The sequence below is a fragment of the Ruminococcus flavefaciens AE3010 genome (assembly GCF_000526795.1).
Classification (GTDB): Bacteria; Bacillota; Clostridia; order Oscillospirales; family Ruminococcaceae; genus Ruminococcus; species Ruminococcus flavefaciens_D.
Window position 1 is genome coordinate 2,864,476 of record NZ_JAGT01000001.1, and the last position, 24,860, is coordinate 2,889,335.

Consider the following 24,860-nt stretch of genomic DNA (forward strand, 5'->3'; position numbering starts at 1 on the left):
CTTTGAGAAAAAATAATATCTTCACTTTTCTCGCTAAATATGTTATAATACTATTATGAATATCCACGCAATGCTCATGGGGGTGACCTTTAAATTTGAAAAGGCTTTATATAAGCGATCTGGACGGTACTTTGCTTGATCCCAAGCCCGAAATAACGGCACATACAGCAGAGGTCATCAATTCCCTGACAGCAAAGGGAATGAACTTTACATTTGCGACTGCAAGATCTATATATTCGGCAGTACCAATAACCTCGGCGCTTGATATAAATGTCCCCTGTATCCTTATGAACGGCGTGAGTATTTACGATATAAAGCATGAACGATACATAAAAAGCGAATTCATCGAACCGACCGTATCTGCGGAGCTTCTTCGCATATATAAGCGGCACGGCGTGGAATGCTTCATGTACCGCATAGACAGCGGTGCGCTGACCTGCTATTACGAAAAGCTCACCAGCAGAGTGATGCAGAGCTTTGCGGAGGTCAGGAAGAACGAGTACAAAAAGCCCTTTGTACAGTGCCGCCTTGAAGACTATGCGGACGAGTATACCGTTTACTTTACCACAAGAGGTAAGTATGAGGAGCTTCTGCCCGTTAAGCTGGAAGCCGAAAAGTTAGAGGGCATAGATCACGCCTTTTATCTTGATGTATACGACGATTCGTGGTATCTGGAGTTTTTCTCCCATAAGGCTTCAAAGTCAAACGGACTGCGGTATCTCCGCGAGGAGTACGGCTTTGACGAGGTGGTGGCATTCGGCGATAACCTCAACGACCTGCCCCTGTTTGCAGAGGCTGATATAAAAGTCGCTGTAGGCAACGCAAGGGACGAGGTAAAGGCTGCCGCGGACTATGTTATCGGTACAAATACCGAGGACGGCGTTGCAAAGTGGCTGTATGATGAAATTAGCCGTTAGCCTTTTGTAGGGGCGGATATTATCCGCCCGAATATGAAAATCAGCACGGCGGCGAACAATGTTCGCCTATATAAGCGGCGAAGCCGCTTCCTAATGGCTAAAAGCTAAAGGCTAATGGCTGGATAAATATGATAATCTTTAACATGAAAGGAAAATATATAAGATGAAGAAATTAATGCTTGGAAACGAAGCCTTCGCAAGAGGCTTATATGAAGCAGGCTGCCGTGTAGTATCAAGCTACCCGGGTACTCCCTCAACTGAGATAACAGAGGAAGTTGCAAAATATGATGAGGTCTACGCAGAGTGGGCTCCCAACGAGAAAGTCGCTATGGAGACAGCTCTCGGAGCTTCTATCGCAGGCGCAAGAAGCTTCTGCGGCATGAAGCACGTTGGTCTCAACGTTGCAGCAGACCCACTTTATACAGCAGGATACACAGGCGTAAATGCAGGTATGGTCATCGCAGTTGCCGACGATCAGGGCATGCATTCCTCTCAGAATGAGCAGGACAGCCGCCACCACGCTATCGCTTCTAAGGTTCCAATGCTTGAACCCTCTGATTCCACAGAATGTAAGGAGTTCGTCAAGCTGGCTTTCGAGCTTTCAGAGCAGTTTGACGCACCATTCATAGTAAGAATGTCCACAAGAGTTGCTCACTCACAGAGCATCGTTGAAATGGAGGACAGAAACGATCTTCCTCTCAAGGACTACGAAAAGACACCAAGCAAGTTCGTTATGATGCCTGCTTACGCAAAGGGCAGACACGTATTCGTTGAGGAGCGCACAAAGAAGCTTATCGAGTACGCAGAGACTACTCCCCTCAACAGAGTTGAGATATCCGATAAGGCAGAGTTCGGCGTTATCACAAACGGCGCTGCTTATCAGTACGTCAAGGAAGCTCTGGGCGACAAGGCTTCCGTACTCAAACTGGGTATGGTAAATCCTCTCCCTGTAAAGCTCATTCAGGACTTTGCTGCTAAGTATGAGCAGGTATACGTTATCGAGGAGCTTGACGGCATTATCGAGGAGCACTGCCGCAACATCGGCGTAAACAACGTTAAGGGCAAGGAGATATTCGGCTACATAGGAGAGCTCCCACAGTCCGTTATCGCAGAGAAGCTTCTGGGCGAGAAGAAGGAGTTCGTGGCTCTTGAAGACGATATCCCTGTACGTCCTCCTGTAATGTGTGCAGGATGTCCACACAGAGGTCTGTTCTACTGCCTGAAGAAGCTGGGCGTAACAGTATCGGGTGATATCGGCTGCTACACTCTCGGAGCTGCTGCACCTCTCAACGCAATCGATACAACTATCTGCATGGGAGCATCTATCTCAGGACTCCACGGCTTCAACAAGGCAAGAGGAGCAGAGTCCGAGCACAAGAGCGTTGCAGTTATCGGCGATTCCACCTTCATGCACAGCGGCATGACAGGTCTTGTGAATATCGCTTACAATAATTCAAATTCCACAGTTATCATTCTGGATAACTCTATCACAGGCATGACAGGTCATCAGCAGAACCCAACAACAGGCAAGAACCTCAAGGGCGATCCTGCTGCGGCTGTTAATCTTGAAGAGCTCTGCAAGGCTATTGGTATCAAGAGAGTAAGAGTTACAGACCCTTACAAGCTTGCCGAGACAGAGGCTGCTATCAAGGAGGAGCTTGCTGCGGACGAGGCTTCCGTTATCATCTCACGCCGTCCATGTGCTCTGCTCAAGTATGTTAAGCACAATCCGCCTGTAAAGGTAAACACAGACAAGTGCGTAGGCTGCAAGATGTGCATGAAGCTGGGATGTCCCGCTATCTCAATGCGCGACGGCAAGGCAGTAGTTGACCACACACTCTGCGTAGGCTGCGGCATATGTCAGGAGCAGTGTAAGGTAGGCGCAATCGAATAATTAGTGAGTAGAGAGTAGAAAGTAGTGAGTAGAGCTTAGAACTAAGCACTATGCACTAATCACTAAAAACTAAGTAGGGGCGGCGTTCCGCCGCCCGTGAAAAAATGTAGGGGACGGCATCCCCGACGTCCCGAAAAGGAAATAATCATGCTACAGATGAGTATATACGAGGAGTTCGCCCACTGGCTGGACGATATCCTCGAAAACAATGAAATGCCTGCCGAGACCAAGGCGTTCTGCTTCAACCTCTATGAGGAGTCCGATGAGGAGCATATCTACGGCGTACAGATAATCGCCGCAGATTCATTCGATCCCGAGGACAAGGAGGGCGAATGGGCTTGTGATGAGGTGTGGAGCTGCGGAGAGAATATCTTCACGGTGGATACCTCCGACGAGGACGACACAGGTCGTACCCACGCACAGGAGCTCATAAAGGAAATGGCAGAGGATTACCTCAGGAACGGCAAGTATTCGGGCGTTCTCACGGAAGCCAAGGGCGTTGCCATCGGATTTGTGGACGGCGACCTTGATATCATTTCGTGAATGTTTTGGGAGTATATGAAAAATGGACGATTTTATGACAGGTATCGGCGGCGCAAATGATGTCAGTCATATGAATGACATTGCGCGGCAGGCAGCTCAGACTGCTCAGGATCAGGCTTTGCAGGCTCATAATACTGCTGCGCAGATGCATAACGACGCTGTAAGGACAGCTCAGCAGACCGCAGGCTACAGAGATACCTCTCAGGAATACAGACCTACACCTGATTTCTATGCTATGTATGACAAGCACGAAAGCTCGGATACTGAGTTCGTAACGCTGGTCAAGGGCGGATTGGGTGCTATTATCGGAGCAATACCCGGATTTTTCTTCATAATGACCCTTGCAAGGTTCGGCATTATCGCTTCCATATGCGGAACAGTGCTGGCTGCGGGTACATTCTTCGGGTATTACGTAGGTACGCGCAGAAACGGCTTTGACCTGAGAAAAGGCGGCATCATATGTATAGTGGTAATGCTTGTGGCTATATTCTTTGCGGTGCGTTCCTCATGGGTATATGAAATGAGGGATTCGCTCCTGAAAATGAAGAGCTTGACATCGGCGCTTCTGGGAGAAAGCAGGTCTGCTTCGGGAAGCTATTCGGGAACGCTTGACGGCGCATCACGGCTGGTGCTGGGATATGACAAGCCGACATATTCAAACTGCTCGGATTGCTTCGGAAAGCTGCTTACGCTTATGGGCAGCAAAGGTCTGTTCATAGCTTCCCTTATAGAGAATTATATTTTCTGTGCCGCAGGTGCTGTATGGCTGTTCTTTAAGTTCGGCAGGAAAAGCTATTATTAATAATCAATTATCATTAAGGAGTAATATAAAATGGAAACTAAATCAATTATGATAGTCGGCGTCGGCGGACAGGGTTCGCTGCTCGCTTCAAGACTTCTGGGAAATGTGCTTCTTGCGCAGGGCTATGACGTAAAGGTCAGCGAGGTCCACGGAATGTCACAGCGCGGCGGATCTGTTGTTACATACGTAAAGTACGGCGATAAGGTATACTCGCCTGTTATTGAAAAGGGCGAGGCTGACGCTGTTATCTCATTCGAGCTGCTTGAAGCTGCAAGATGTCTCCCTTATCTGAAAAAGGGCGGCAAGCTCATCACTTCAACTCAGCAGATAGACCCCATGCCTGTTATCACAGGTGCTGCAAAGTATCCCGAGAATCTTGTGGATAAGCTTAAAGCAGCAGGTGCGGAGCTGGTTGCGGTAGACGCGCTTTCACTGGCTGAGCAGGCAGGTACAGCAAAGGCTTCAAACGTAGTTCTCATGGGCGTGCTTGCTTCACGTATGGACTATCCCGACGAGCTGTGGCAGAAGGCTCTGGAGCAGTGCGTACCGCCAAAGTTCCTTGACCTCAACAAGAAGGCTTTTGAGCTTGGAAAGAATGCTAAGTAATTAGAGCTAAGAACTAAGAGTTAAGAGTAGGGGACGCCGCAGCTAACTGCTGCACGTACCCTCTGTCAGCAATGCTGACATCTTCCTACACTGTAGGGAGTCACTCAACGTCCCTCATTCGGGCGGATAATATCTGCCCCTACAGCAAAAGCATAATAAACTTTACATAAAAATCCATAAATAAGGAGTCGAAGTCCAATGGAAAGATATTGGAACAAAGAGATCGAGTGTATGTCCCGTGAGGATATGAAAAAGCTCCAGGACGCGCGCCTCGTGGCACAGGTAAAGCACGTTTACGAAAACGTGAAGTACTACCGCGATCTCATGGACAAAAAGGGCGTTAAGCCTGAGGACATCAAGGGCACTGACGATCTTCATAAGCTGCCGTTCCTCAGCAAGGCTGATCTCCGCGAGGGCTATCCCTACGGACTGCTTGCAAAGCCCCTCAGCGAATGTGTAAGGATACACTCCACCAGCGGTACCACAGGCAAGCGCGTCGTTGCTTTCTATACTCAGAACGACGTTGACATGTGGGAGGAATGCTGCGCAAGAGCTATCACTGCCGCAGGCGGTACCAATGAGGACGTTGTTCAGGTAGCATACGGCTACGGTCTGTTTACAGGCGGTATGGGCGTTCACGGCGGTTCACACAAGGTAGGCTGCCTTACACTTCCCATGAGCTCGGGAAATACCGAGCGTCAGATACAGTTCATGCAGGATCTGGGCGCTACAATTCTTTGCTGCACTCCCTCATATGCTGCTTATCTGGGTGAAGCTCTTCACGATATGGGACTTACTCCCGATGATATCAAGCTCAAGGCAGGTATCTTCGGAGCTGAGCCGTGGACTGAGGAAATGCGCCACAGTATTGAGGAATCACTGGGCATCAAGGCATTCGACATCTACGGACTTACAGAGTCCAGCGGTCCCGGCGTTGCATTTGAGTGCTGCGAGCAGAGCGGCATGCACATCAACGAGGACAACTTTATCCCTGAGATCATCGATCCCGATACAGGAGAGGTGCTTCCCGAGGGCGAGGTTGGCGAGCTTGTATTCACAAGCATAACCAAGGAAGCATTCCCGCTTCTTCGTTACCGTACCCGTGACCTCTGCGTTCTCAGCAGAAAGAAGTGCTCATGCGGACGTACTCTCATAAAAATGGCTAAGCCCAAGGGCAGAAGCGATGATATGCTCATAATCCGCGGAGTAAACGTATTCCCGTCACAGATCGAGACCGTTCTTATCGAGCAGGGCTATTCACCTAACTACCTCATTGAAGTAGACCGCGTAAACAACACGGATACTCTCGATGTAAGCATTGAGATGAACCCCGACAAGTTCTCGGATAAGGTCAAGGACGTGCAGAAGGAGGAGAGAGCCCTTGCAGGTGCTATGAAGGACATGCTGGGCATCAATCCGAAGGTGCATCTTGTGTCGCCTAAGTCTATTGCAAGAAGCGAGGGCAAGGCTGTAAGAGTTATCGACAAGCGCAAGCTTCATGACTAAAGTTTAAAGCAGACCGCAAGGGGAGCACCCTTTGCCGAACTCGCGGCATAAAATTACCGAGTTCATACGTATAGACCCGGTGACCCGCTTTTTCCGTTAAGGGTAGCTGACTAAGGCAGTCTGTTCTAAAATATCTTTTATTACTTTTAAGGAGGTTTCATTTATGAAAATCAAATTATTTTCCACAAATTATATGCCTGAGCAGGAGAAGTATCAGAGATTTGCGGCTTTTGAGAATGAACTGAACCAGTTTATTCAGGGGGTAAAAGTCATAGACATCAAGTACAGCACAGCAGCAGGTCTTTGCCATGACGCACAGACTCACGTTAACGAGTACGTTGACGAGCACTCTGTTCTCGTTATGTATGAGGATCTCCCAAAGAAGTAAATCCTGCTTTAGCAGAAGCATAATATCAGACGATTGTTAAAGACGGGAGTCTCTTTCCCCGCCGCAGGCGGGGAAAGAGACCTGCGAACTGTTTTTTAAACCTAAAAAGGTATGGGATTTGAAGCTGGAAATGTCAAACTGCTTGAAAACACGATGCTTTATGAGGTTTTACAATTGGCTGAGGTAAGATAATACGCAAAGGAGGACCGTCGTATGTCAAACGTAAGACAGATCTCGGTTTTTGTTGACAATCAGCCGAATCAGGCGGCAGGCGTCATGAGGATAATCAAGGAGAGCGGTATCAATCTGAGAGCTCTCAGCCTTGCTGATACTGCTGATTTCGGTATAATAAGACTTATTGCAAATGATACTGAAAAGACAGTGGATATACTGAGAGCGGCTTCATATGCTGTAAATGTTACAGAGGTACTGGCAATATCCATACCCGATACTCCCGGTCAGCTCAGCCGCGTGCTGGACGTGCTCGGTCAGGACAATGTTAACGTTGAGTATATGTATTCGTTCCTCGGAACTTCAGACAGAGCTGTATCATTTGTTATCCGCGTTGATGACAATGCACAGGCGTCTGAGGCACTTAACAGGGGCGGTATTATTCAGCTTACCGAAAATGATATTGCTGAAATGTGAACTTTGCACAAAAAGAGAACCTGTTTTGAAAAAAAATTAAAAACGCTTGACATAATTCCCGTTGATGTTGTATAATTAGAATACGATATTTAACGAGAAAATATTCGACAGGAGTGATGGAAAATGGGTATTCTCGATAAATTCAATGACGCAAGCAGGGGTATGTCTGAAAAGGCAAAGAGTATCTCAGAAGCTAATAACCTCAAAAGGAAGATCCTTTATGAGGAAGAAAGAATCGTTGAGATATTCACAGATATCGGAAAGAGATACTATAAAAACCCGGGAGAGGATCCTGCGGCTCTGAAGGTACTGTGCGACGATATAGATACAAGACGCAGAAGGATCAAGAAAATGAGATTTGAGCTCAATGGCATCAGGGGCTACAAGGTATGTCCCAAGTGTGATGCTGAGGTAAATGAGAGATTCCAGTTCTGCGGACGCTGCGGCGCAAGACTTCCCGATATCGAGGACGAGGACTTTATGTCCCTCGAAGCAAATGATTATTACACAGAAAGCAGCAATAATTTCTTCAATGCTGATTCTAACAAGAACTATTGATCACATAGGCTGTTCTGAGGCTATCGGAACAGCCTTTTTATTACAAAGCCGTCTGCTTATCAGCTTGCAGATGAGCCTTGCGGGGATACACAGCACGAACCAGAATGCCGAAAAGGGTATGCATATCTGTCCCAGAAAATTGAAGGGCATATTGGAGTAATCCCAGACGTTCCAGTGCATAATAATGTTATCGAATATGCCCACAGTCAGCTCTATGGCTGTTATGAGGAGCGAGCCCAGTGCGCAGCTCCTGATAAGAGTCATAGTCCTGCGGCTGTTTATGGCGTAGAGTACAGCCATTGCAAAGCCGCCTGTCAGGCACATTGTCCAGTGGGTGTAGCCCCGCAGGACGATCTCTACAAGGCTGTAGCAGAAGTATCCCATAAGGAAAGAAAACAACAGCTGTGAAAGCTTCATGGTATCACCTCGGAATAATGTCATATTCCTGATTATTGCCATTTTTATTATGATTATACAGGAAAGGTAGTTGAATAAATATGCGAAAAAGCTGTATACTTATGCACATATCAAGCCTGCCGTCGGAATACGGCATAGGTCAGATGGGGCGTGCCGCCTTTGAATTTGTAGACTTTCTCAAGTCAGCAGAGGTGAAATGCTGGCAGATACTGCCCCTTTCGCCCACAAGCTACGGCGATTCGCCCTATCAGTCCTTTTCGGTAAAGGCAGGGAATCCATACTTTATCGACTTTGAGGTGCTGGAGGGGGACGGGCTTCTGGAGCACCATGAGTTTGCTTCCTTTGACTGGGGCAGAGACCCCAAGACCGTGGACTACAGCCTGCTGTATCAGCACTGCAATGAGGTCCTGAAAATAGCCTACGGACGCTTTAAGCCTGCGAAATTCCCAGAGTATAAGCAGTTCTGCGAGGAGAACAAGAAGTGGCTGGACGAGTATGCTCTGTTCATGGCACTGAAATTCAGAAACGAGGGCAAGCCGTGGTATGAGTGGGACGAGGAGCTGTCCATGCACAGTGCAAAGGCTGTTTCCGCAGCAAAAAAGGAGCTGAAAAAGGATATCGGCTTCCATAAATTCATACAGTTCGAGTTCAGCCGTCAGTGGTCGGAGCTTAAAAAGTACGCCAACGACAACGGCATCGAGATAATAGGAGATATCCCCATATACTGCGCTCTGGACAGCGTTGAGGCTTGGTCGGCACCGAGACTTTTCCAGTTTGACAGGAAGCGCCGCCCCACAGCTGTGGCAGGCTGTCCTCCCGATGATTTCTCGCCGCTGGGACAGCTCTGGGGCAATCCCCTGTATAACTGGGCTTATCATAAAAAGACGGGCTACGAATGGTGGATAGACCGTATCAGAGCCGCCACTGAGCTTTATGACATAGTACGTATCGACCATTTCCGCGGCTTCGAGAGCTACTACACCATTCCCTACGGCAACGAGGACGCTACCGTAGGCGAGTGGAAGAAAGGTCCAAACTATGAGCTTTTCAAGCTTGCTGAGGAAAAGCTGGGCAGGCTGAATATCATCGCCGAGGACCTGGGCTTTATAACTCCCGAGGTAAGGGAAATGCTGGACAAGTGCGGCTATCCCGGCATGAAGGTGCTGCAATTCGGCTTCTCAGACGGCAAGAACGAGTACCTGCCCCATAACTACAGCAGTACCAACTACTTTGCATACACGGGCACTCACGACAACGAGACCCTCAACGGCTGGGTGGATACCTTGGACAAGAAGTCCCTGAAATTCACCATGAAGTACCTTAACGTTAAGAAGAAAAAGGACATACCCATGGCGGTAATCCGTGCGGCATGGGGAAGCGTTGCAGAGGTTGCTGCGGCACAGATACAGGACTTCCTTGACAGTCCCAAGGAGGGCAGAATGAATACTCCCTCAACGCTGGGCGGCAACTGGCAGTTCCGCACAAAGAAGTCGGACTTCACACCCGACCTTGCCAAGAAAATTAAGAAGCTGAACAAGATGTACAACAGATAAACAATTTAAAGGAGCAGAAAGCTCAAATGAAAAAACTTACTATTATACTGACAATAGCGGCAATGCTTACCGGCTGCGGCAATGTGAAAACAGGAACTGAAACAGCAAAAGACAGCGCACCTGACACAACATTGGCAGAGACAACTGTGATGGTCAACGAAACAGAGACATCAACAGAAACTACAGCCGCTGAAACGACAACTACTGCTGCGTCAGTTACCGAAACTGACGATGAGCCGACAACTATCAGTGAAGAATATGAGGATGAACTGCATACTTCGCACATAGAGAATGTACCGCAGGAGGAACAAGAGGCTCTCGACAAACTGCGTGAAAAGTACGGCAAGGATTTTACTTTCATATGCAGAGATGTTCAATGGGAGTTCATCAATAAACCGATACCCGAAAAGAAACCCACGTACTATACGCTTGAAGATGAGGAGGGCAGAAGGTTTTTGGCTTACGGAACGGAGGACAGCGACGAGATAAGCGGCGATAACTATGCTTTCCCTTTATTTGAGGATGAGCTTTTAGATCATGCGAAGGACTATATTCGCAGCTATACTCAGGCGGGCAAGCTGTGGATGATGTATGCCACTAATGAAATGATGCCCTTTGAAGCACCTGCTGAACTGACGTATGACGAGTTCTTTTCTTATTTCTGTAAGCAGGAAGGCAAAGTTTCCGCAAACTTACTCCTTTCCGAAGGGACTGAATTGCCTGAGGAACTGACTGCCTTTGACAATTTGAACAACATATATCTTGATGACTTCGGATGCCGCATCGTTCTCGGAGTATACTATCTGCCGCAGCGTGATTATGACAGACTTGAAGATGTGATGTACGGCGATATATATATCAACCGTGATCATATGAAAGGCGCAAATGAATAAAGGAGGATAATATGGATAAGAAATTGTTTATTGAGAAATTCACAGGAAGACTTCCAAAAGACATAAAGAGCGCAACACCGCAGCAGCTTCACGACGCTCTCGGCAAAACTGTTATGGAGATGTTTGCCGACAGGTGGAGCAGCGCCCGTCAGGAGCACCTTTCAAAGCGCCGTGCAGCCTACCTGTCTATGGAGTTCCTTGTGGGACGTGCAGTGTACAACGATCTGCTCGTACTCGGTATCTACGACGAGGTGGACGCGGCTTTCAGGGAGCTTGGCATTGACCTTGCAGACCTTGAGGAAATAGAAGACGCCGCTCTCGGCAACGGCGGTCTGGGCAGACTTGCTGCCTGCTTCCTTGACAGTGCCGCAACTCTGGGACTTCCACTTGACGGCTACGGCATACGCTATAAGTACGGACTTTTCAAACAATCCATAGTTGACGGCTTCCAGCGTGAGGATATCGACGACTGGACAAAATACGGCGACCCGTGGTCGGTTCGCTGCGACGAGGACACAGTCCTCATTGAGTACAGCGGTCAGACCGTAAAGGCTGTGCCCTATGATATGCCAATATTCGGCTTCCGCACCGAGAACGTTGGAACGCTTCGTCTCTGGCAGGCTGAGCCTGTGAAGGAGTTCGACTTCGACGTGTTCAACAAGCAGGACTACCTTGAAGCTTCAAAGGAGAAGATATACGCCGAGGACATATCCCGTGTACTCTATCCCAACGATGACACAGACGAGGGCAAGAAGCTCCGCCTGAAGCAGCAGTACTTCTTCAGCTGTGCTTCACTCACCGATATCATAAAGAAGCACAAGGCGAGATACGGAACTCTCGATAACCTTGCGGACTATATTTCCGTACAGCTCAATGATACCCACCCTGTTATCTCTATTCCCGAGCTTATCAGACAGCTTGTGGACAATGAGGGCTTCACCTTTGAGAGCGCTCTTGAAATGGCTAAGAAAATATTCAACTACACTAACCATACCGTAATGCAGGAGGCTCTGGAAAAGTGGCGCACAGACCTTGTGGAGGAGCTGCTGCCACGTATCTATGCAATAATTATCCAGATAAACGAGGCACTTATCGCCGATATGTACGCTATGGGAGTTGAACGCGCTAAAACTGACCGTATCAAGATAATCAAGGGCGATCTTATCCACATGGCGGATATGGCTTGCTATGCTTCCAGCCATATCAACGGTGTTGCTGAGATACACACACAGATACTCAAGGACAGTGTGCTCTCCGACTGGTTCAGCCTTTATCCCGAGCGCTTCCGCAATGAGACCAACGGCATTACTCAGCGCCGCTGGATAGCCCTTTGCAACAGGGAGCTGTCCACATATATCAGCGAGCTTCTCGGCAATGATGACTGGATAAATGACCTTGACAGGCTGAAAGAGCTTGCAAAATATGCCGACGATGAAAATGTTCTCCGCCGCTTCATCGACATCAAGCAGGGCAAGAAGAATCAGCTGGCGAACTTTATCAAGGCTCACGACGGCATTGAAATTGACGAGAACTCCGTTTTTGATATCCAGATAAAGCGTCTCCATGAGTACAAGAGACAGCTGCTTAACGCCTTTTCTATCCTGTGGATTTACTACGGCATAAAGGACGGCAGCATACAGAACTTCCCGCCCACAACCTTTATCTTCGGAGCTAAATCCGCTCCCGGATACCGCCGTGCAAAGGCTATCATCAAGTTCATCAACGAGGTGGGCAGGGTAGTCTCGGAAGACAAGGATACACGGGACCTCATCAAGGTTGTGTTCGTGCAGAACTACAATGTTTCCTACGCCGAAAAGCTTGTGGCAGCTGCTGATGTTTCCGAGCAGATATCTACCGCAGGCACTGAAGCCAGCGGCACGGGCAATATGAAGCTCATGCTCAATGGCGCTGTAACTCTCGGAACCTATGACGGTGCAAATATCGAGATAGTGCAGGAGGCAGGAGAGGAGAACAACTACATCTTCGGTGCTCGTGTTGAAGACCTGGAGAAGATAGTTCCAGAGTACGACAGCCGCAGCGTTTTCGCAAACGACGCTATGATACGCAGGGTGGTCTCCTCACTTATCGACGGCACTGTTTCCGACGGCGGCAGCGGCGATTTCCGCGAGCTGTATATGGCTCTCCTTGACGGCGCAAGCTGGCATGCTCCCGACCATTATTATCTCCTCGGAGATATAAGGGACTACGTGGAGACAAAGCTCCGCTGCATTTACGACTACAGCAATGACAGGCTTGGCTTTGCCCGTAAGCAGTGGCTGAATATGTGCAATGCAGGCAAGTTCAGCTCCGACAGAACTATTGCCGACTATGCCGAGAATATCTGGGGGATATAAGCCCTTAGCTATTAGCCGTTAGCCATTAGTTCCGTGTAGGGACGGATATTCCAGACATACGCTTTATACAAAAAATCAGTCCGCATTTGTGAGTATTCACAGGTGCGGACTTTTTAGTTACATTTGTCACTGCGAAAGTGACAAATGACATCTTATCAAAGCTCCCCTTATATGGTATGATAATATCAGAAAAGGAAAGGGGGCGAGGATATGAAATATCTTCCCACATGGCTGAAAGCCGTATTTTTCTTATCGTTTTATCCTCTGGTAATTGTTCTGCATTATTGCATTGAAGGAGCTGTAAGCGGGCATAAGGATCTTTTAGATGTTTTATTTGATACGGCGCCTGCTACGGGTTGGGCAGGCTTTAAAGAAGCGCTTGGCGACTGTATTTTTGTGATAGTATGTATTCCTACGATGCTCATTCCTGTGATAATGTGCGTGATAATACATTTGTATACATATGTAAAGATCGCACACGGATGCAGCTGGCACCGCGACGTGGATATAAGCAACGGAGCAAGAAACACGATGATCGCAATGCTGATCATATCAGCCTGCTGTTTTTTAGGAACATTTTTGATATTTAGCAAATAAAAGCAAGGACATAAAAAAGACTGTGAAAGCTGCGTATTTCTGAAAGGAGCTGAGCTTATGAATAAGGTGGAAAAGGTTCTTATAGGTTTATTTGGTCTGGGTATATTCGTATATCTTGCCCATTGTATCAAAAGAGGAATGATCTATGGCTTCAGCGGAGGATTTTTAAGTTATTTTACTTATCCGATATTCTCTGAATACGGATTGATTCTTGCATTATCAGTGATAGGTCTGATAACAGTTTTTATCGTTCACGCTATCTTAAAAAGGAAAAAAAGAAAAGCGGTTGGCATTACAAAGGCTGACAAGATATGGTTCGTGATATCATTTGTGCCGTTCTCACTTGTCATGCTTTACGGAATGTACGGTGCGTTTTTCGGTATTGATTTTCTGTGGTCGAGAAACTACGGACTGGACGGATTTTTGTTAGCAGTTGTTTTCGGCGGCATATTTATAATCCCTGTTCTGCCCCTTTGTATCATATGGCAGGTAATATATCTGGTAACGCGTCACAAGGCTAAAAAGACTGCAATGACAGCAAGCGTTCAGAATAAGGAGATGAGCTTATGAAAAAGTATGAAAAGTATTTATTGGGCATATTCGGCAGCTGCGGAGTTCTTGCTGTATCATTTTTCCTGTATTCGTGGATTGAATTGGAAAAAGGACTCGGTGAGCTTGATGATGAGACAATGGTGGTGTCATTCTGGGGTATATTCCTGTCGTTATTCGGTGTAGCTGCTGTTCTGGTCTCATGGAGACTGAGAAAACGTGCAGAGGCAGGGGAGAAGCCTATATCAAAGCTGTATAAGTGCAGCTTTCTGCTGTCGTTCCTGCCCTTTGTGCTGCTGTTGATATATTCCTTTTACGGTATGACGGACGGCTTTACGTTCATGTATTCTACGACCTATGGCGGAGAAGCCTTCTATGAATATTTAGTATGGTACGGAGTTATTATATTCGGAGCGCTTATCCCTGTTTTTCCGCTGATGATATTCTGGCAGATACTCTATATCGTCAAGAGGATACAGTACAGAAAGAAGGGCTGAATATGCCGTCTTTAACGCTGGAAATACTTTTTGTTATTATAGTTGCAATAATTATTATATTCTATGGCAGCGAGAAAAATGATAAAAGATCCCGAACAGATGAATACAAAAAACGAGTAGAAAAGCTGAAAAAAAGCACTGAAAATGTGACAGTTTCAGCAAAAACAATATTTGTTATTTGTGGATTGATTGTTTTGTGTCTGGTTTTTAGTGTTATTATGGCGGAGATAATTCCTAAAATAGGTGATGCTATATTAGAAGGTATATTGCATGCTATATTTGAAAGCTGTATGGGACCCGGACATCATGAATGCAGCTGCGCTTAGCAGGGAACGGAGCCCTCGCCGTTCCGCAAAACACATTATATAACCAATGGGACGTCGAGGACGCCGTCCCATACAATAAAATGAAACTCCCCGATACAAACAAGTATCGGGGAGATTTTATGTTAAAAAATAAAAATATGTAAAGTGAGCTTGACAAGAAATGTAAAGCGTGCTATACTAATATTGTAAAGTTAACTTTACTTCTTGTAAGAGAGGGTGATGGTTTGAAAAATAAGATACAGGAGCTGCGGAAAGCCCGAAAGGTCACGCAGCAGGAGCTTGCGGACGTCCTCAGCGTCACGCGGCAGACTATAATATCACTTGAAAACGGAAAATACAATGCGTCACTCACGCTGGCTCACAAGGCGGCGCAGTTCTTCGGCGTTACTATCGAGGAGCTGTTCATATTCGAGGGCGAGGAGAACTTATAAAGGAGAAACATTATGGAGAATTTCAAGAAAAAGATACAGAGAAGATTTTATTTATGCCTTATGCTATGCGGTTCGGGTTCTGCAATATACTGGCTGCTGAGTTACCTTATCAAGGATGTTCCTGCCTATTCGCGGGGTATGATATCTGGTGTTTATACGGGCATTATAGTTATTGCGGTATTTTTGATGATAAAGTATCTGATACTGCTCCGCAGCGAGAGCAAGCTGAAAGCAGAGTACATAAAGAACACCGACGAGCGAAACATCGAGATTTCCAAGGAGACCATGCGTACAGCTTCAATCATAAATCTTGTGGGTACGGGACTGGCTATTCTGGTAACAGGTTTTTTCAGCCAAACAGTGAGCACTGCTCTTTTTATTGAATTGACTGCAAGTTCATTGATAACGGTTCTTGTGTTTGCATATTACAATAAGAAGATGTAAGGCGGGATAAGGAGGCTAATCATGGAAGAATTCAGAAGCAAACTTAAAACAAAGATAATGCTGTGCAGGATATTGATAGTCGTATTGTTGATCATATTTATTGTTCTAAAGATACTGGAGCACAGGAAAGTCCTTCACGGAGATACGAATATCGGCTTCTTTTCCACAGGTATAATAGTATTGGTCATGAATATAATGCGTATGAAAAAAGCGTTCAGGGACGAAAAAGCCTTAAAAGAATGGTATATCCGCAATACCGATGAGCGTGTTATCTCCATACAGCTCAAGGCTGCCAACTTCACGGCGCTGTTTACGATATTTCTGTTCTGTATAGGTATGATGGCAGCTTCATATATTAACGATACCGTTGCCTATACGCTTGCCGCTGCTTCAGGGATATATGTCCTTATTTATCTTGGTTCGCTTGCTTATTTTAATAAGAAGATGTAAAATAAAACTCCCCGATACCTGTTCGTATCGGGGAGATAGTATTTCAGGAGACGCCCTCACTTGCAGGGCGTCTCCTCTTCAAAAACAGTCCACCGGACTGTTTTTGAATTCACCTCTTGCGGAGCGCCTGCCGTATTTGGGGCTCTGCCCCAAACCCTGCCAGAGGCGCTGCCTCTGGACTCTGCCAAAGGGTTGTTAACCCTTTGGAATCCCTTTCATAAGTTTAGCTGAGTTTATGTGATAAGAAGAAACTCCCCGATACCTGTTCGTATCGGGGAGTAATTTTATATTCGTTTGTACATAGTACACGTTAAACTGCCGTAAGCGAAAGCAGACTTTCCGTTTTGCAGAGAGTAAGCGAGCTTGCGAGCGTCAACGTGGCAAGGCAGCGCGGACACCGCGCCGTCACGCTGCTTTAATTACTTCTCAGCGAGCTTTGTGAGGTAAGCGTAACGGTTTGTTGCAGTCTCCTCAGCCTTAGCAAAGAGCTCCTTAGCACGGTCTGGGAATGAACGTGTGAGTGCGCTGTAACGAGCCTCGTTCATGATGAAGTCCTGATAAGACTCTGTAGGAGCCTTGGAATCCAGCTGGAATGGGTTCTTGCCCTCAGCAGCCAGACGAGGATCATAACGGAAGTTGTTCCAATAGCCGCACTTAACAGCCTTCTCCATCTCAGCCTGACAGTTAGTCATACCGCCCTTGATAGAGTGCATCTCACAAGGTGCATAGCCGATGATGAGTGATGGGCCCGGATAAGACTCAGCTTCCTTGATTGCCTTGAGTGTCTGGTTCATATCAGCACCCATAGCGATCTGTGCAACATAGATGTAGCCGTAGCTCATAGCGATATCAGCAAGACGCTTCTTAGCGATTGCCTTACCTGCTGCTGCGAACTGTGCGACCTGACCGATGTTGGATGACTTGGAAGCCTGTCCGCCTGTATTTGAGTAAACCTCGGTATCGAATACCATGATGTTTACATCTTCGCCTGTAGCGAGAACGTGGTCAAGACCACCGAAACCGATATCATAAGCCCAGCCGTCACCGCCGAAGATCCATACGGACTTCTTGGAGAGGTAGTTCTTGTTTTCAAGGATATCTGTCTTCTTATCGCACTTGCAGTCACACTTTTCGAGCTCAGCAACGAGTGCAGCTGTTGCAGCTGTATTCTTTGCGCCGTCGTTAACTGTTGCAAGGTACTCGTCAGCAGCAGCCTTTACCTCAGCAGTTGCCTTGTCGCTTGCAGCGATCTCCTTGACTTCTTCGATGAGTCTCTCACGGATAGCCTTCTGACCGAGATACATACCGAGACCGTGCTCAGCGTTGTCCTCGAACAGTGAGTTAGCCCATGCAGGACCGTGACCGTTTGCATCAACAGTATATGGTGAAGTTGCAGCAGGACCGCCCCAGATCGAAGAACATCCTGTTGCGTTGGAAATATACATTCTTGAACCGAAGAGCTGAGTGATGAGTCTTGCATATGAAGTCTCAGCACAGCCTGCGCATGAACCTGAGAATTCAAGAAGAGGCTTCTTGAACTGGCTGGAAATAACGTTAGCATCTGTTGCTACATCTGTCTTCTCTGTAACCTTTGCAACACAGTAATCGAATACTGCCTGCTGTGGCTCCTGAGACTCTCTTGGAACCATCTTGAGAGACTTAGTCGGGCAGACACCGATACATACGCCGCAGCCCATGCAGTCCATAGCGGAAATAGCAAGTGTATACTTGTAGTCGCTCTTTACGATCGGCTTAGGAGCGATCTTGATGTTTTCAGGAGCAGCAGCTGCCTCAGCTTCTGTCAGAGCGAAAGGACGGATAGTTGCGTGAGGGCAAACAAATGAACACTTGTTACACTTTGCGCATGTATCCTGATTCCACTCGGGAACCATAACAGCAACGCCGCGCTTCTCGTATGCGGAAGCACCCTGCTCGAATGTACCGTCAACGTGATCTGAGAATGCAGAAACAGGAAGTGTATCGCCGAGCATCTTGCCTACAGGGTTCATGATGCCTTCAACCATCTTGACGAGCTTCTCTGCGCCCTCGAGCTTAGCAGGCTTGGAGTTATCAACAGCATTTGCCCACTCAGCAGGAACATCTACCTTGACATAAGCGTTTGCGCCTGCGTCGATAGCCTTCTCGTTCATCTGAACGATCTCGATACCCTTCTTCATGAACTTCTGAGCCTTCTCCTTCATGTAGCCGATTGCCTCAGCCTCTGGGAGAACCTTTGAAAGTGAGAAGAATGCAGACTGGAGAATTGTATTTGTACGCTTGCCAAGACCGATCTCCTGAGCAAGGTCGATTGCGTTAACCAGATAGAGCTGGATATTGTTCTTTGCGATATACTGCTTTGTGTCAGCTGTAAGGTGCTGCTCGAGCTCCTCGGGCTTCCACTGGCAGTTGATAAGGAATACACCGCCGGGCTTTACGTCGTTGACCATCTTGTAGCCCTTGAGTATGTATGATGGGTTGTGACAGGCAACAAAGTCAGCCTTGTTGATGTAGTAAGGGCTCTTGATAGGCTTATCACCGAAACGCAGATGTGAGATAGTGATACCGCCTGTCTTCTTTGAGTCATACTGGAAGTAAGCCTGAACGTACTTGTCAGTGTGGTCGCCGATGATCTTGATAGAGTCCTTGTTTGCGCCAACAGTACCGTCGCCGCCGAGACCCCAGAACTTGCACTCGATAGTGCCCTCTGCTGCTGTGTTGGGAGCATCCTCCTCAGCGAGAGAGAGGTTTGTAACATCGTCAACGATACCCAGTGTGAACTGCGGCTTAGGATCAGCCTTTGCCAGCTCTGCATAAACAGCAAATACAGATGCAGGAGGAGTATCCTTGGAACCGAGACCGTAACGGCCGCCGATAACCTTGATACCGTTTCTGCCTGTAGCATTGAGAGCTGCAACTACATCGAGGTAGAGAGGCTCACCGAGAGAGCCCGGCTCCTTGGTTCTGTCGAGTACAGCGATTGTCTTTGTTGTTGCAGGGATAGCCTCAACGAGCTTTTCAGCTGAGAAAGGACGGAACAGACGAACCTTAACGATACCGACCTTCTCACCCTTCTTGTTCAGGTAGTCGATAACTTCCTCAGCAACGTCACAGATAGAGCCCATTGCAACGATTACGCGCTCTGCGTCAGCTGCACCGTAGTAATTAAAGAGCTTATAGTCAGTGCCGAGCTTTTCGTTAACCTTGCCCATGTACTCCTCAACGATACCGGGAACAGCATTGTAGTAGGAGTTGCAAGCCTCACGGTGCTGGAAGAAGATATCTCCGTTTTCGTGAGAACCGCGCATTGTTGGTTTTTCAGGATTAAGAGCACGGTCGCGGAATGCCTTTACAGCATCCATATCGCACATTTCCTTCAGATCCTCGTAATCCCATGTCTCGATCTTCTGGATCTCGTGAGATGTACGGAAACCGTCGAAGAAGTTGATGAAAGGAACGCGGCTCTTGATAGATGCAAGATGAGCAACAGCAGCAAGATCCATTACTTCCTGCGGATTTGTCTCAGCGAGCATTGCAAAACCTGTCTGACGGCAAGCGTAAACGTCGGAGTGGTCACCGAAAATGTTCAGTGCGTGAGAAGCAACGCAGCGAGCAGAAACGTGGAATACGCATGGGAGCAGCTCACCGGCGATCTTGTACATATTCGGGATCATGAGGAGCAGACCCTGAGAAGCAGTATAGGTTGTGGTAAGAGCACCTGCGTTCAGAGAACCGTGAACAGTACCTGCTGCACCTGCCTCAGACTGCATCTCCTCAACCTTAACGGTTGTGCCGAAAATGTTCTTGACACCCTGAGCGGACCACTGATCAACATAGTCTGCCATCGGGCTGGAAGGTGTGATCGGATAGATACCGGCAACTTCCGTGAAGGCGTAAGAAACATATGCAGCGGCATTATTACCGTCCATTGTTTTCATTTTTCTTTTGATTGCCATAGGAATATACCTCCTGAAAGATTAATTGGGTTATAGAAATGGTCAGCGGGTGATAACGTTAACCATATATAACTACTGTGAAATATTATACCACAGATCGAGATTTTTGTAAACACTTTTTTTGCTGAGTTGTTACAAAATTATCAGGCTTCTTTTTGGCAATTTGCCTATATTATGGGAAATGATCGGCATGATGAGTTCGGGGAGCCGTAAAAGATATACAGCTGTCAGGATTTTGAGATGTATTCTTATGAAATGTGACGTATAAAGAGGCGATAAAGTTGTGCACTTTGACAAAAGTTGGTGATTTTACTTGACGGAAAGTCAGAAATAAGGTATAATAACTACAGTGTTAAATAATCTTTAATTATTAACACTCGTTTTGTTGTCTCCTTTCTTTTGTTCTACACATATTTATTTTTATCTGTTTATCTAAGACAAGCAGGGCATTATGCCCTGCATTTTTTTTTTGCAGCGTGACGCTGCACCCTTGCCGCGTTGACGCTCGGCGCGGAGCCCGCGCTGCCTGACCACGTTGACGCTTGCAAGCTCGCTTACTCTTACAAACGCCCTTACTTGTACATCGCTTACGGCACTTATGATGAAAAACATTGTAGGGTACGGCGTCCTCGACGTCCCAAGCCATACGATAAAACTGAAAATGACATACTGTAGGGGCGGATATTATCCGCCCTTGCTTTTTTGAATAATATCCGTAAAGCCGCAGATACTACCGTAAAAGGAGCTGATAATATGAAGATCACACCAGAGCTTTACGGCGATATGACGCGGCAGGCTTCTCCCAAGTCAAACTACAGGGTCAATATCACGGCGGCTTTTTTAGTGGGCGGAGCTATCTGCGCATTGGGGCAGATAATACTTTCTGTCCTTGAAGCATACGGCTTTGACCGAACAGAGGCAGGCACATGGACTTCCATAATACTTGTGGGCATAAGCGCGGTATGTACGGGCTTCGGCTGGTATTCAAAGCTTGCAAAGCACGCAGGAGCAGGAACGCTCGTACCCATAACGGGCTTCTCAAATGCCATAAGCTCGGCGGCTATCGAAGCTCGTTCAGAGGGACTTGTTCTCGGCGTGGGAGCAAAGATATTCACCATAGCAGGACCTGTTATACTCTTCGGCTGTTCGGCAGCTGCGGTATACGGACTGATATACTATTTCATGAGCCGTTAGCACAGGCGGATAATATCCGCCGATACATACAGGTTCGATAATAATCACTTTTTTCGTGACATATACATTAATAAATGTTATGAAAAGAGGTGATGAGCTTGAAGATCCAGCAAGAGGGACGGGCGGTCATGCTCGGAAGATATATTACCGAAAACAAGACCACGGTCCGTGCCGCAGCCAATTATTTCGGCATCTCAAAAAGCACCGTACATAAGGACGTCAGCGAACGGCTCCGTACCGAAGATCCCGAGCTGTATGCGCGTGTGAAGGATATACTTGAAATAAACAAGCAGGAACGTCATATCCGCGGCGGTCTTGCCACCAAGAGGAAGTATGCGGAGATCTCATACCGCAAAAGAAAATATAAATAAAAAGCAGCACCCTTGGGTGCTGCTTTTGTGTTACTCAATGCCTGCCAGCTTCCGGAACTTGATGAAGAATTCGCTCAGTGAATTTCTTCCCGTGAGCATTGATTCTTCGATATAGGCGCCTGTGTATTTGCCGTCGCGGAATACATAATAGTATGTATCCTCGCCCTTGACAAGCTCCATCTTTCTTGTGCCGCCCTCTTTGAGCGTGAACTCTGCTGTGAATTCGGCATCCTTCAGCTCGGGCTTTGCATTAACGTCTGTGCCTTTGAATTTGAATATGGACATGGAATTGAAGAAGTTGTCGAATGCAACGTAGTTCTCGTTGGTATTGAGGTCAACTTCCTTTCCGTTTACGGTGCATTTGCTGTTATCAAGATCGAGCTCTGCACTGATGTCTATATTGTTGTATTTCAGCTTGAAGCTGCTTACATTATAGCTCTGTGCTGCGATATAGTCCTGCGAGATATAATCATATGGCAGGAGTTGTGTGAAGTGCATATCCTGTGTGTAGTACTTCTCAACCTGTTCGCCGTCCACAAGGACATAGCAGTAAGTGGGCTCGGTCTCATCTACGCTTATAAGGAGCTTTCGCTCTGTGCCGTCGATACCCTTTACAACAGCCTCGCCGTAGGGCTTGTCGAAGCCGTACTTTGAAAGGTCGTCAAGCTTTTCGTCCATCATATCCTCAGCTTCAAGGCGGACTATGTTGTTGAACTCTGCCGTTACCTGAGTCTGGTCAAGATCGAGCTGGTCATACTCCTTGGGAAGTGACCATGTCTGGCTTTCTTCATCATAGGTGAGATCGCAGAGGACTTTGCCGTCCTTGTAGGTGGTGACCTCCTTCAGGTCGTAAAGCGTGTACGGCAGGAGCTCCTTGTTTTTGATAAGGAGCTTGTCAAGCTTCAGCACGCTGCCCTGCATTGCTTCGACAGCATAGACGTCGTTCCTGCCCTCAACGGTAACGTAGTAGTAATTTCTCGTCGGGCTCTGATCTCCGATGTGTATAACGTGAGTGCCCTTGGGCTCTGTTATCTCTACGGTGTCAGGGGAGTCAAGTCCGTACATTGCAAGCTTTTCGTCTGTTATCTCGCCGTAGTTTTCAACGGCTTCAAGGTTTGAGGTATAGGTGCATATAAGCTGACAGTAGGTCTGGTCAACAGGAAACTCTCCTGTGCTCAGAGTCCATATGCCGTCCTTGTTCTCGCAGACATATGTCTCGCCGTCCTTTGAAAATGTCAGCTTTGTAGGACTGTCGGAATCAAAGCTGAAAAGCACATTGGCGGCTAAAGCTTCCTTTTTCTGCTGATTTTCTTTATCATTTTTGTTCTTGACAGCGAGGAAAGCTCCTATAGAGCCTGCTGCTGCCAAAACAAGAACGATCAGTGCGATTATAGGTTTTTTCATCAGGAATTTCTCCTTTTAAGCCATACTGCAAGACCGAAGAGCACAATGACAACAGGTGTGATGAACAGGGCGACAATGGTCTTTGTAGCGTCGCTGCTGTCGCTGAACTTCATATAGTCATATGCGTTTATCTTGTTGCCCACGCCGAACTCTATCTCGCTGTCGTAGAGCCATGTGTTGCTGAATACTGTCAGCATTCTTGTACCGCTGGAGCTGAGAGCCTTCTGCTTGCTCTTTGGTATCTCCACTGTAGGAGTACATCTTGGTGTGTCGATAGGAGCTGTTGTTCCTATTACCACAAGCTTTGCGCCTGTCTTTTTGTTGTATGAGTAGTAGCCGAAGTCGAGATCTATGCCGCTGAGCTTTTCATCAGCTTCCTTTGCGGTTATCTCGTCGCCGCCCATTGCCTTGCTGACAGTGGTATATGAGCCGTCAAGACCTGTGGTGTTTTTGATTATGGATGCACGCTCTATATAGGAAGCGGCAGGGAATGAATCCTCGGGTATCTCGGTAAGGCTTCTGGGGTAGGAGATACCTGAAATAAGCGTATAGCCGTTGATAGGGACGGAGTTGCTTATGAGAGTGTTCAGGTCTGTGGTGAGATCCTGTGTGAATTCGCTGTTGACCTGTGAGCCTGCGGGATACTCTACGCGGAGATAATTCTCGCTCTGGTTCTGGTCTGGATCGTCAAGCATATTTGCGGGAGTTGTCTCGGTAACGATGTTGTAGTCGAGGACAAGTCCGAATTCCTCCATGACAGCTTCTATGTTGTAGAAGCGTCCCTCTGTGTCACAGGGGTCGATGAGGAATGACATTGCGCCGCCGTTATCGGCATATTCAAGGAGAAGGTCCTTTTCCTTGGCTGTGATGTCCTCGGTGGGACCTGCAAGGTAGATTATCTTTGCGTTGTCGGGAACTGCTCCCGCTTCGTCAAGGTCGAGCTCCTGAACATCGTAGTTGTTGGTCTTGAGGATAGCAGCAAACTCGGGGAAGTTAGTGCCGATAGTCTTGTCGCCGTGTCCCGTGAGGAAGTAGACCGTGGGGAGTGAACCGCTTGAGCAGGTCTTAATGGCTGCTGCGAGGAGCTCCTCACCAGCGTACTGCTTTGAGTCGTCGGCGCCTGTCTGGAACACCTTTTTGCGGCTTATCTTTTTGATAACGCCGTTGCACTTGACGAAGGTATCGCCCTTTTCGATGCCCAGATAGCCTTCGGGGTCGAGCTCCTTTGAGAGAGCTGCGTTCTCGTCAGGCTGGAAGCAGGTGAGAGTGATATTGTCGCGCTGTTCCAGCTGGGTCAGTGTGTGATAAAGAGGCAGGTACTCGGAGTTCTCGGAGCGCTTGAATTCTTCAAGCTCGTAGAGACCGTAGATGTCGATATGCTGGTCGGCAGTCTCGTCAAGGAGCTGCACTGTCTTTTCGTTGAGTGTGTATTTGCCCGAGGGCGTCATATCAAAGCCCTTGTCGTAATAGCTTACGATAAGATTTATGGGGATGAATATCACCAGTACAAGGAGCGCTGTGATGAAAGCCACAGTGCCCGAAAGATTGAGTTTTTTCTTTTTCAT

26 protein-coding genes are annotated in these 24,860 nt (G+C 47.4%); 21 read left to right on the forward strand and 5 right to left on the reverse strand.

Annotated features, from left to right (window positions below; genetic code table 11):
- The first annotated feature begins 95 nt into the window (after window positions 1-95).
- The 9 genes from N774_RS0112680 to N774_RS0112720 all read left to right on the forward strand — a co-directional run bounded on the left by N774_RS0112680 (window position 96) and on the right by N774_RS0112720 (window position 7,862).
- A complete protein-coding gene (locus N774_RS0112680; protein WP_024861593.1) occupies window positions 96-917 on the forward strand; it encodes an HAD family hydrolase in 822 nt (273 codons plus the stop codon).
- A 163-nt stretch (window positions 918-1,080) separates the two neighbouring features.
- Entirely contained in the window at window positions 1,081-2,811 is a 1,731-nt protein-coding gene (gene iorA / locus N774_RS0112685) for an indolepyruvate ferredoxin oxidoreductase subunit alpha (RefSeq protein ID WP_024861594.1), read from the forward strand.
- Window positions 2,812-2,967: 156 nt separating this feature from the next.
- A complete protein-coding gene (locus N774_RS0112690; RefSeq protein WP_242836619.1) occupies window positions 2,968-3,354 on the forward strand; it encodes a hypothetical protein in 387 nt (128 codons plus the stop codon).
- Window positions 3,355-3,376: 22 nt separating this feature from the next.
- Entirely contained in the window at window positions 3,377-4,156 is a 780-nt protein-coding gene (locus N774_RS0112695; protein WP_024861596.1) for a hypothetical protein, read from the forward strand.
- Between the two features lie 30 nt (window positions 4,157-4,186).
- Window positions 4,187-4,762, forward strand: coding sequence for an indolepyruvate oxidoreductase subunit beta (locus tag N774_RS0112700; protein ID WP_024861597.1), 576 nt, complete (start codon window positions 4,187-4,189; stop codon window positions 4,760-4,762).
- Between the two features lie 198 nt (window positions 4,763-4,960).
- A complete protein-coding gene (locus tag N774_RS0112705) occupies window positions 4,961-6,268 on the forward strand; it encodes a phenylacetate--CoA ligase family protein (RefSeq protein WP_024861598.1) in 1,308 nt (435 codons plus the stop codon).
- A gap of 163 nt (window positions 6,269-6,431) precedes the next feature.
- Window positions 6,432-6,656, forward strand: coding sequence for a hypothetical protein (locus N774_RS0112710; protein ID WP_024861599.1), 225 nt, complete (start codon window positions 6,432-6,434; stop codon window positions 6,654-6,656).
- Between the two features lie 213 nt (window positions 6,657-6,869).
- Window positions 6,870-7,304, forward strand: coding sequence for an amino acid-binding protein (locus N774_RS0112715; protein WP_024861600.1), 435 nt, complete (start codon window positions 6,870-6,872; stop codon window positions 7,302-7,304).
- Window positions 7,305-7,427: 123 nt separating this feature from the next.
- Window positions 7,428-7,862 (forward strand): zinc ribbon domain-containing protein, encoded by a 435-nt coding sequence (locus tag N774_RS0112720; protein ID WP_024861601.1) that lies wholly within the window; start codon window positions 7,428-7,430, stop codon window positions 7,860-7,862.
- Here N774_RS0112720 and N774_RS17495 read toward each other — a convergent pair whose 3' ends face one another.
- Complete coding sequence (locus N774_RS17495; protein ID WP_242836621.1) at window positions 7,863-8,303, reverse strand: putative ABC transporter permease; 441 nt, start codon at window positions 8,301-8,303, stop codon at window positions 7,863-7,865.
- A 56-nt stretch (window positions 8,304-8,359) separates the two neighbouring features.
- On the opposite strand from N774_RS17495, the gene malQ reads away from it, so the two are divergent.
- The 10 genes from malQ to N774_RS0112780 all read left to right on the forward strand — a co-directional run bounded on the left by malQ (window position 8,360) and on the right by N774_RS0112780 (window position 16,373).
- On the forward strand, window positions 8,360-9,832 hold the full coding sequence (malQ, locus tag N774_RS0112730; RefSeq protein ID WP_024861603.1) for a 4-alpha-glucanotransferase: 1,473 nt from the start codon (window positions 8,360-8,362) through the stop codon (window positions 9,830-9,832).
- Window positions 9,833-9,858: 26 nt separating this feature from the next.
- Window positions 9,859-10,725 carry a hypothetical protein gene (locus tag N774_RS0112735; RefSeq protein WP_024861604.1) on the forward strand — a complete coding sequence of 289 codons (867 nt, stop codon included), beginning with the start codon at window positions 9,859-9,861 and terminating at the stop codon, window positions 10,723-10,725.
- An 11-nt stretch (window positions 10,726-10,736) separates the two neighbouring features.
- Window positions 10,737-13,079: a glycogen/starch/alpha-glucan phosphorylase gene (locus N774_RS0112740; RefSeq protein ID WP_080770493.1), complete on the forward strand. Its 2,343-nt coding sequence runs from the start codon at window positions 10,737-10,739 to the stop codon at window positions 13,077-13,079.
- Between the two features lie 210 nt (window positions 13,080-13,289).
- A complete protein-coding gene (locus N774_RS0112745) occupies window positions 13,290-13,676 on the forward strand; it encodes a hypothetical protein (RefSeq protein ID WP_024861606.1) in 387 nt (128 codons plus the stop codon).
- Between the two features lie 57 nt (window positions 13,677-13,733).
- Entirely contained in the window at window positions 13,734-14,246 is a 513-nt protein-coding gene (locus N774_RS0112750; RefSeq protein WP_024861607.1) for a hypothetical protein, read from the forward strand.
- A complete protein-coding gene (locus N774_RS0112755) occupies window positions 14,243-14,722 on the forward strand; it encodes a hypothetical protein (RefSeq protein ID WP_024861608.1) in 480 nt (159 codons plus the stop codon). Before N774_RS0112750 ends, N774_RS0112755 begins: the two co-directional genes overlap by 4 nt.
- A gap of 2 nt (window positions 14,723-14,724) precedes the next feature.
- Window positions 14,725-15,048, forward strand: coding sequence for a hypothetical protein (locus tag N774_RS0112760; protein WP_024861609.1), 324 nt, complete (start codon window positions 14,725-14,727; stop codon window positions 15,046-15,048).
- Between the two features lie 224 nt (window positions 15,049-15,272).
- A complete protein-coding gene (locus N774_RS0112770; protein WP_024861610.1) occupies window positions 15,273-15,479 on the forward strand; it encodes a helix-turn-helix transcriptional regulator in 207 nt (68 codons plus the stop codon).
- 12 nt (window positions 15,480-15,491) lie between these two features.
- A complete protein-coding gene (locus N774_RS0112775; RefSeq protein ID WP_024861611.1) occupies window positions 15,492-15,923 on the forward strand; it encodes a hypothetical protein in 432 nt (143 codons plus the stop codon).
- Between the two features lie 21 nt (window positions 15,924-15,944).
- Window positions 15,945-16,373: a hypothetical protein gene (locus N774_RS0112780; RefSeq protein ID WP_024861612.1), complete on the forward strand. Its 429-nt coding sequence runs from the start codon at window positions 15,945-15,947 to the stop codon at window positions 16,371-16,373.
- A 419-nt stretch (window positions 16,374-16,792) separates the two neighbouring features.
- On the opposite strand, the gene nifJ is transcribed toward N774_RS0112780, so the two are convergent.
- Both nifJ and N774_RS0112790 read right to left on the reverse strand, forming a co-directional pair.
- Window positions 16,793-20,320 (reverse strand): pyruvate:ferredoxin (flavodoxin) oxidoreductase, encoded by a 3,528-nt coding sequence (nifJ, locus tag N774_RS0112785; RefSeq protein WP_024861613.1) that lies wholly within the window; start codon window positions 20,318-20,320, stop codon window positions 16,793-16,795.
- A 438-nt stretch (window positions 20,321-20,758) separates the two neighbouring features.
- Window positions 20,759-20,938, reverse strand: a complete 180-nt coding sequence (locus N774_RS0112790) for a hypothetical protein (RefSeq protein WP_024861614.1) — start codon at window positions 20,936-20,938, stop codon at window positions 20,759-20,761.
- 141 nt (window positions 20,939-21,079) lie between these two features.
- Here N774_RS0112790 and N774_RS0112795 point away from each other — a divergent pair, with 141 nt between their 5' ends.
- A complete protein-coding gene (locus tag N774_RS0112795; RefSeq protein WP_024861615.1) occupies window positions 21,080-21,520 on the forward strand; it encodes a SpoVA/SpoVAEb family sporulation membrane protein in 441 nt (146 codons plus the stop codon).
- A gap of 98 nt (window positions 21,521-21,618) precedes the next feature.
- On the forward strand, window positions 21,619-21,891 hold the full coding sequence (locus N774_RS0112800; RefSeq protein WP_024861616.1) for a sporulation transcriptional regulator SpoIIID: 273 nt from the start codon (window positions 21,619-21,621) through the stop codon (window positions 21,889-21,891).
- 30 nt (window positions 21,892-21,921) lie between these two features.
- Here N774_RS0112800 and N774_RS0112805 read toward each other — a convergent pair whose 3' ends face one another.
- Together N774_RS0112805 and N774_RS0112810 are read right to left on the reverse strand one after the other, a co-directional pair.
- Window positions 21,922-23,295 carry a DUF4340 domain-containing protein gene (locus tag N774_RS0112805; RefSeq protein ID WP_024861617.1) on the reverse strand — a complete coding sequence of 458 codons (1,374 nt, stop codon included), beginning with the start codon at window positions 23,293-23,295 and terminating at the stop codon, window positions 21,922-21,924.
- Window positions 23,295-24,860, reverse strand: a complete 1,566-nt coding sequence (locus N774_RS0112810; RefSeq protein WP_024861618.1) for a Gldg family protein — start codon at window positions 24,858-24,860, stop codon at window positions 23,295-23,297. Before N774_RS0112810 ends, N774_RS0112805 begins: the two co-directional genes overlap by 1 nt.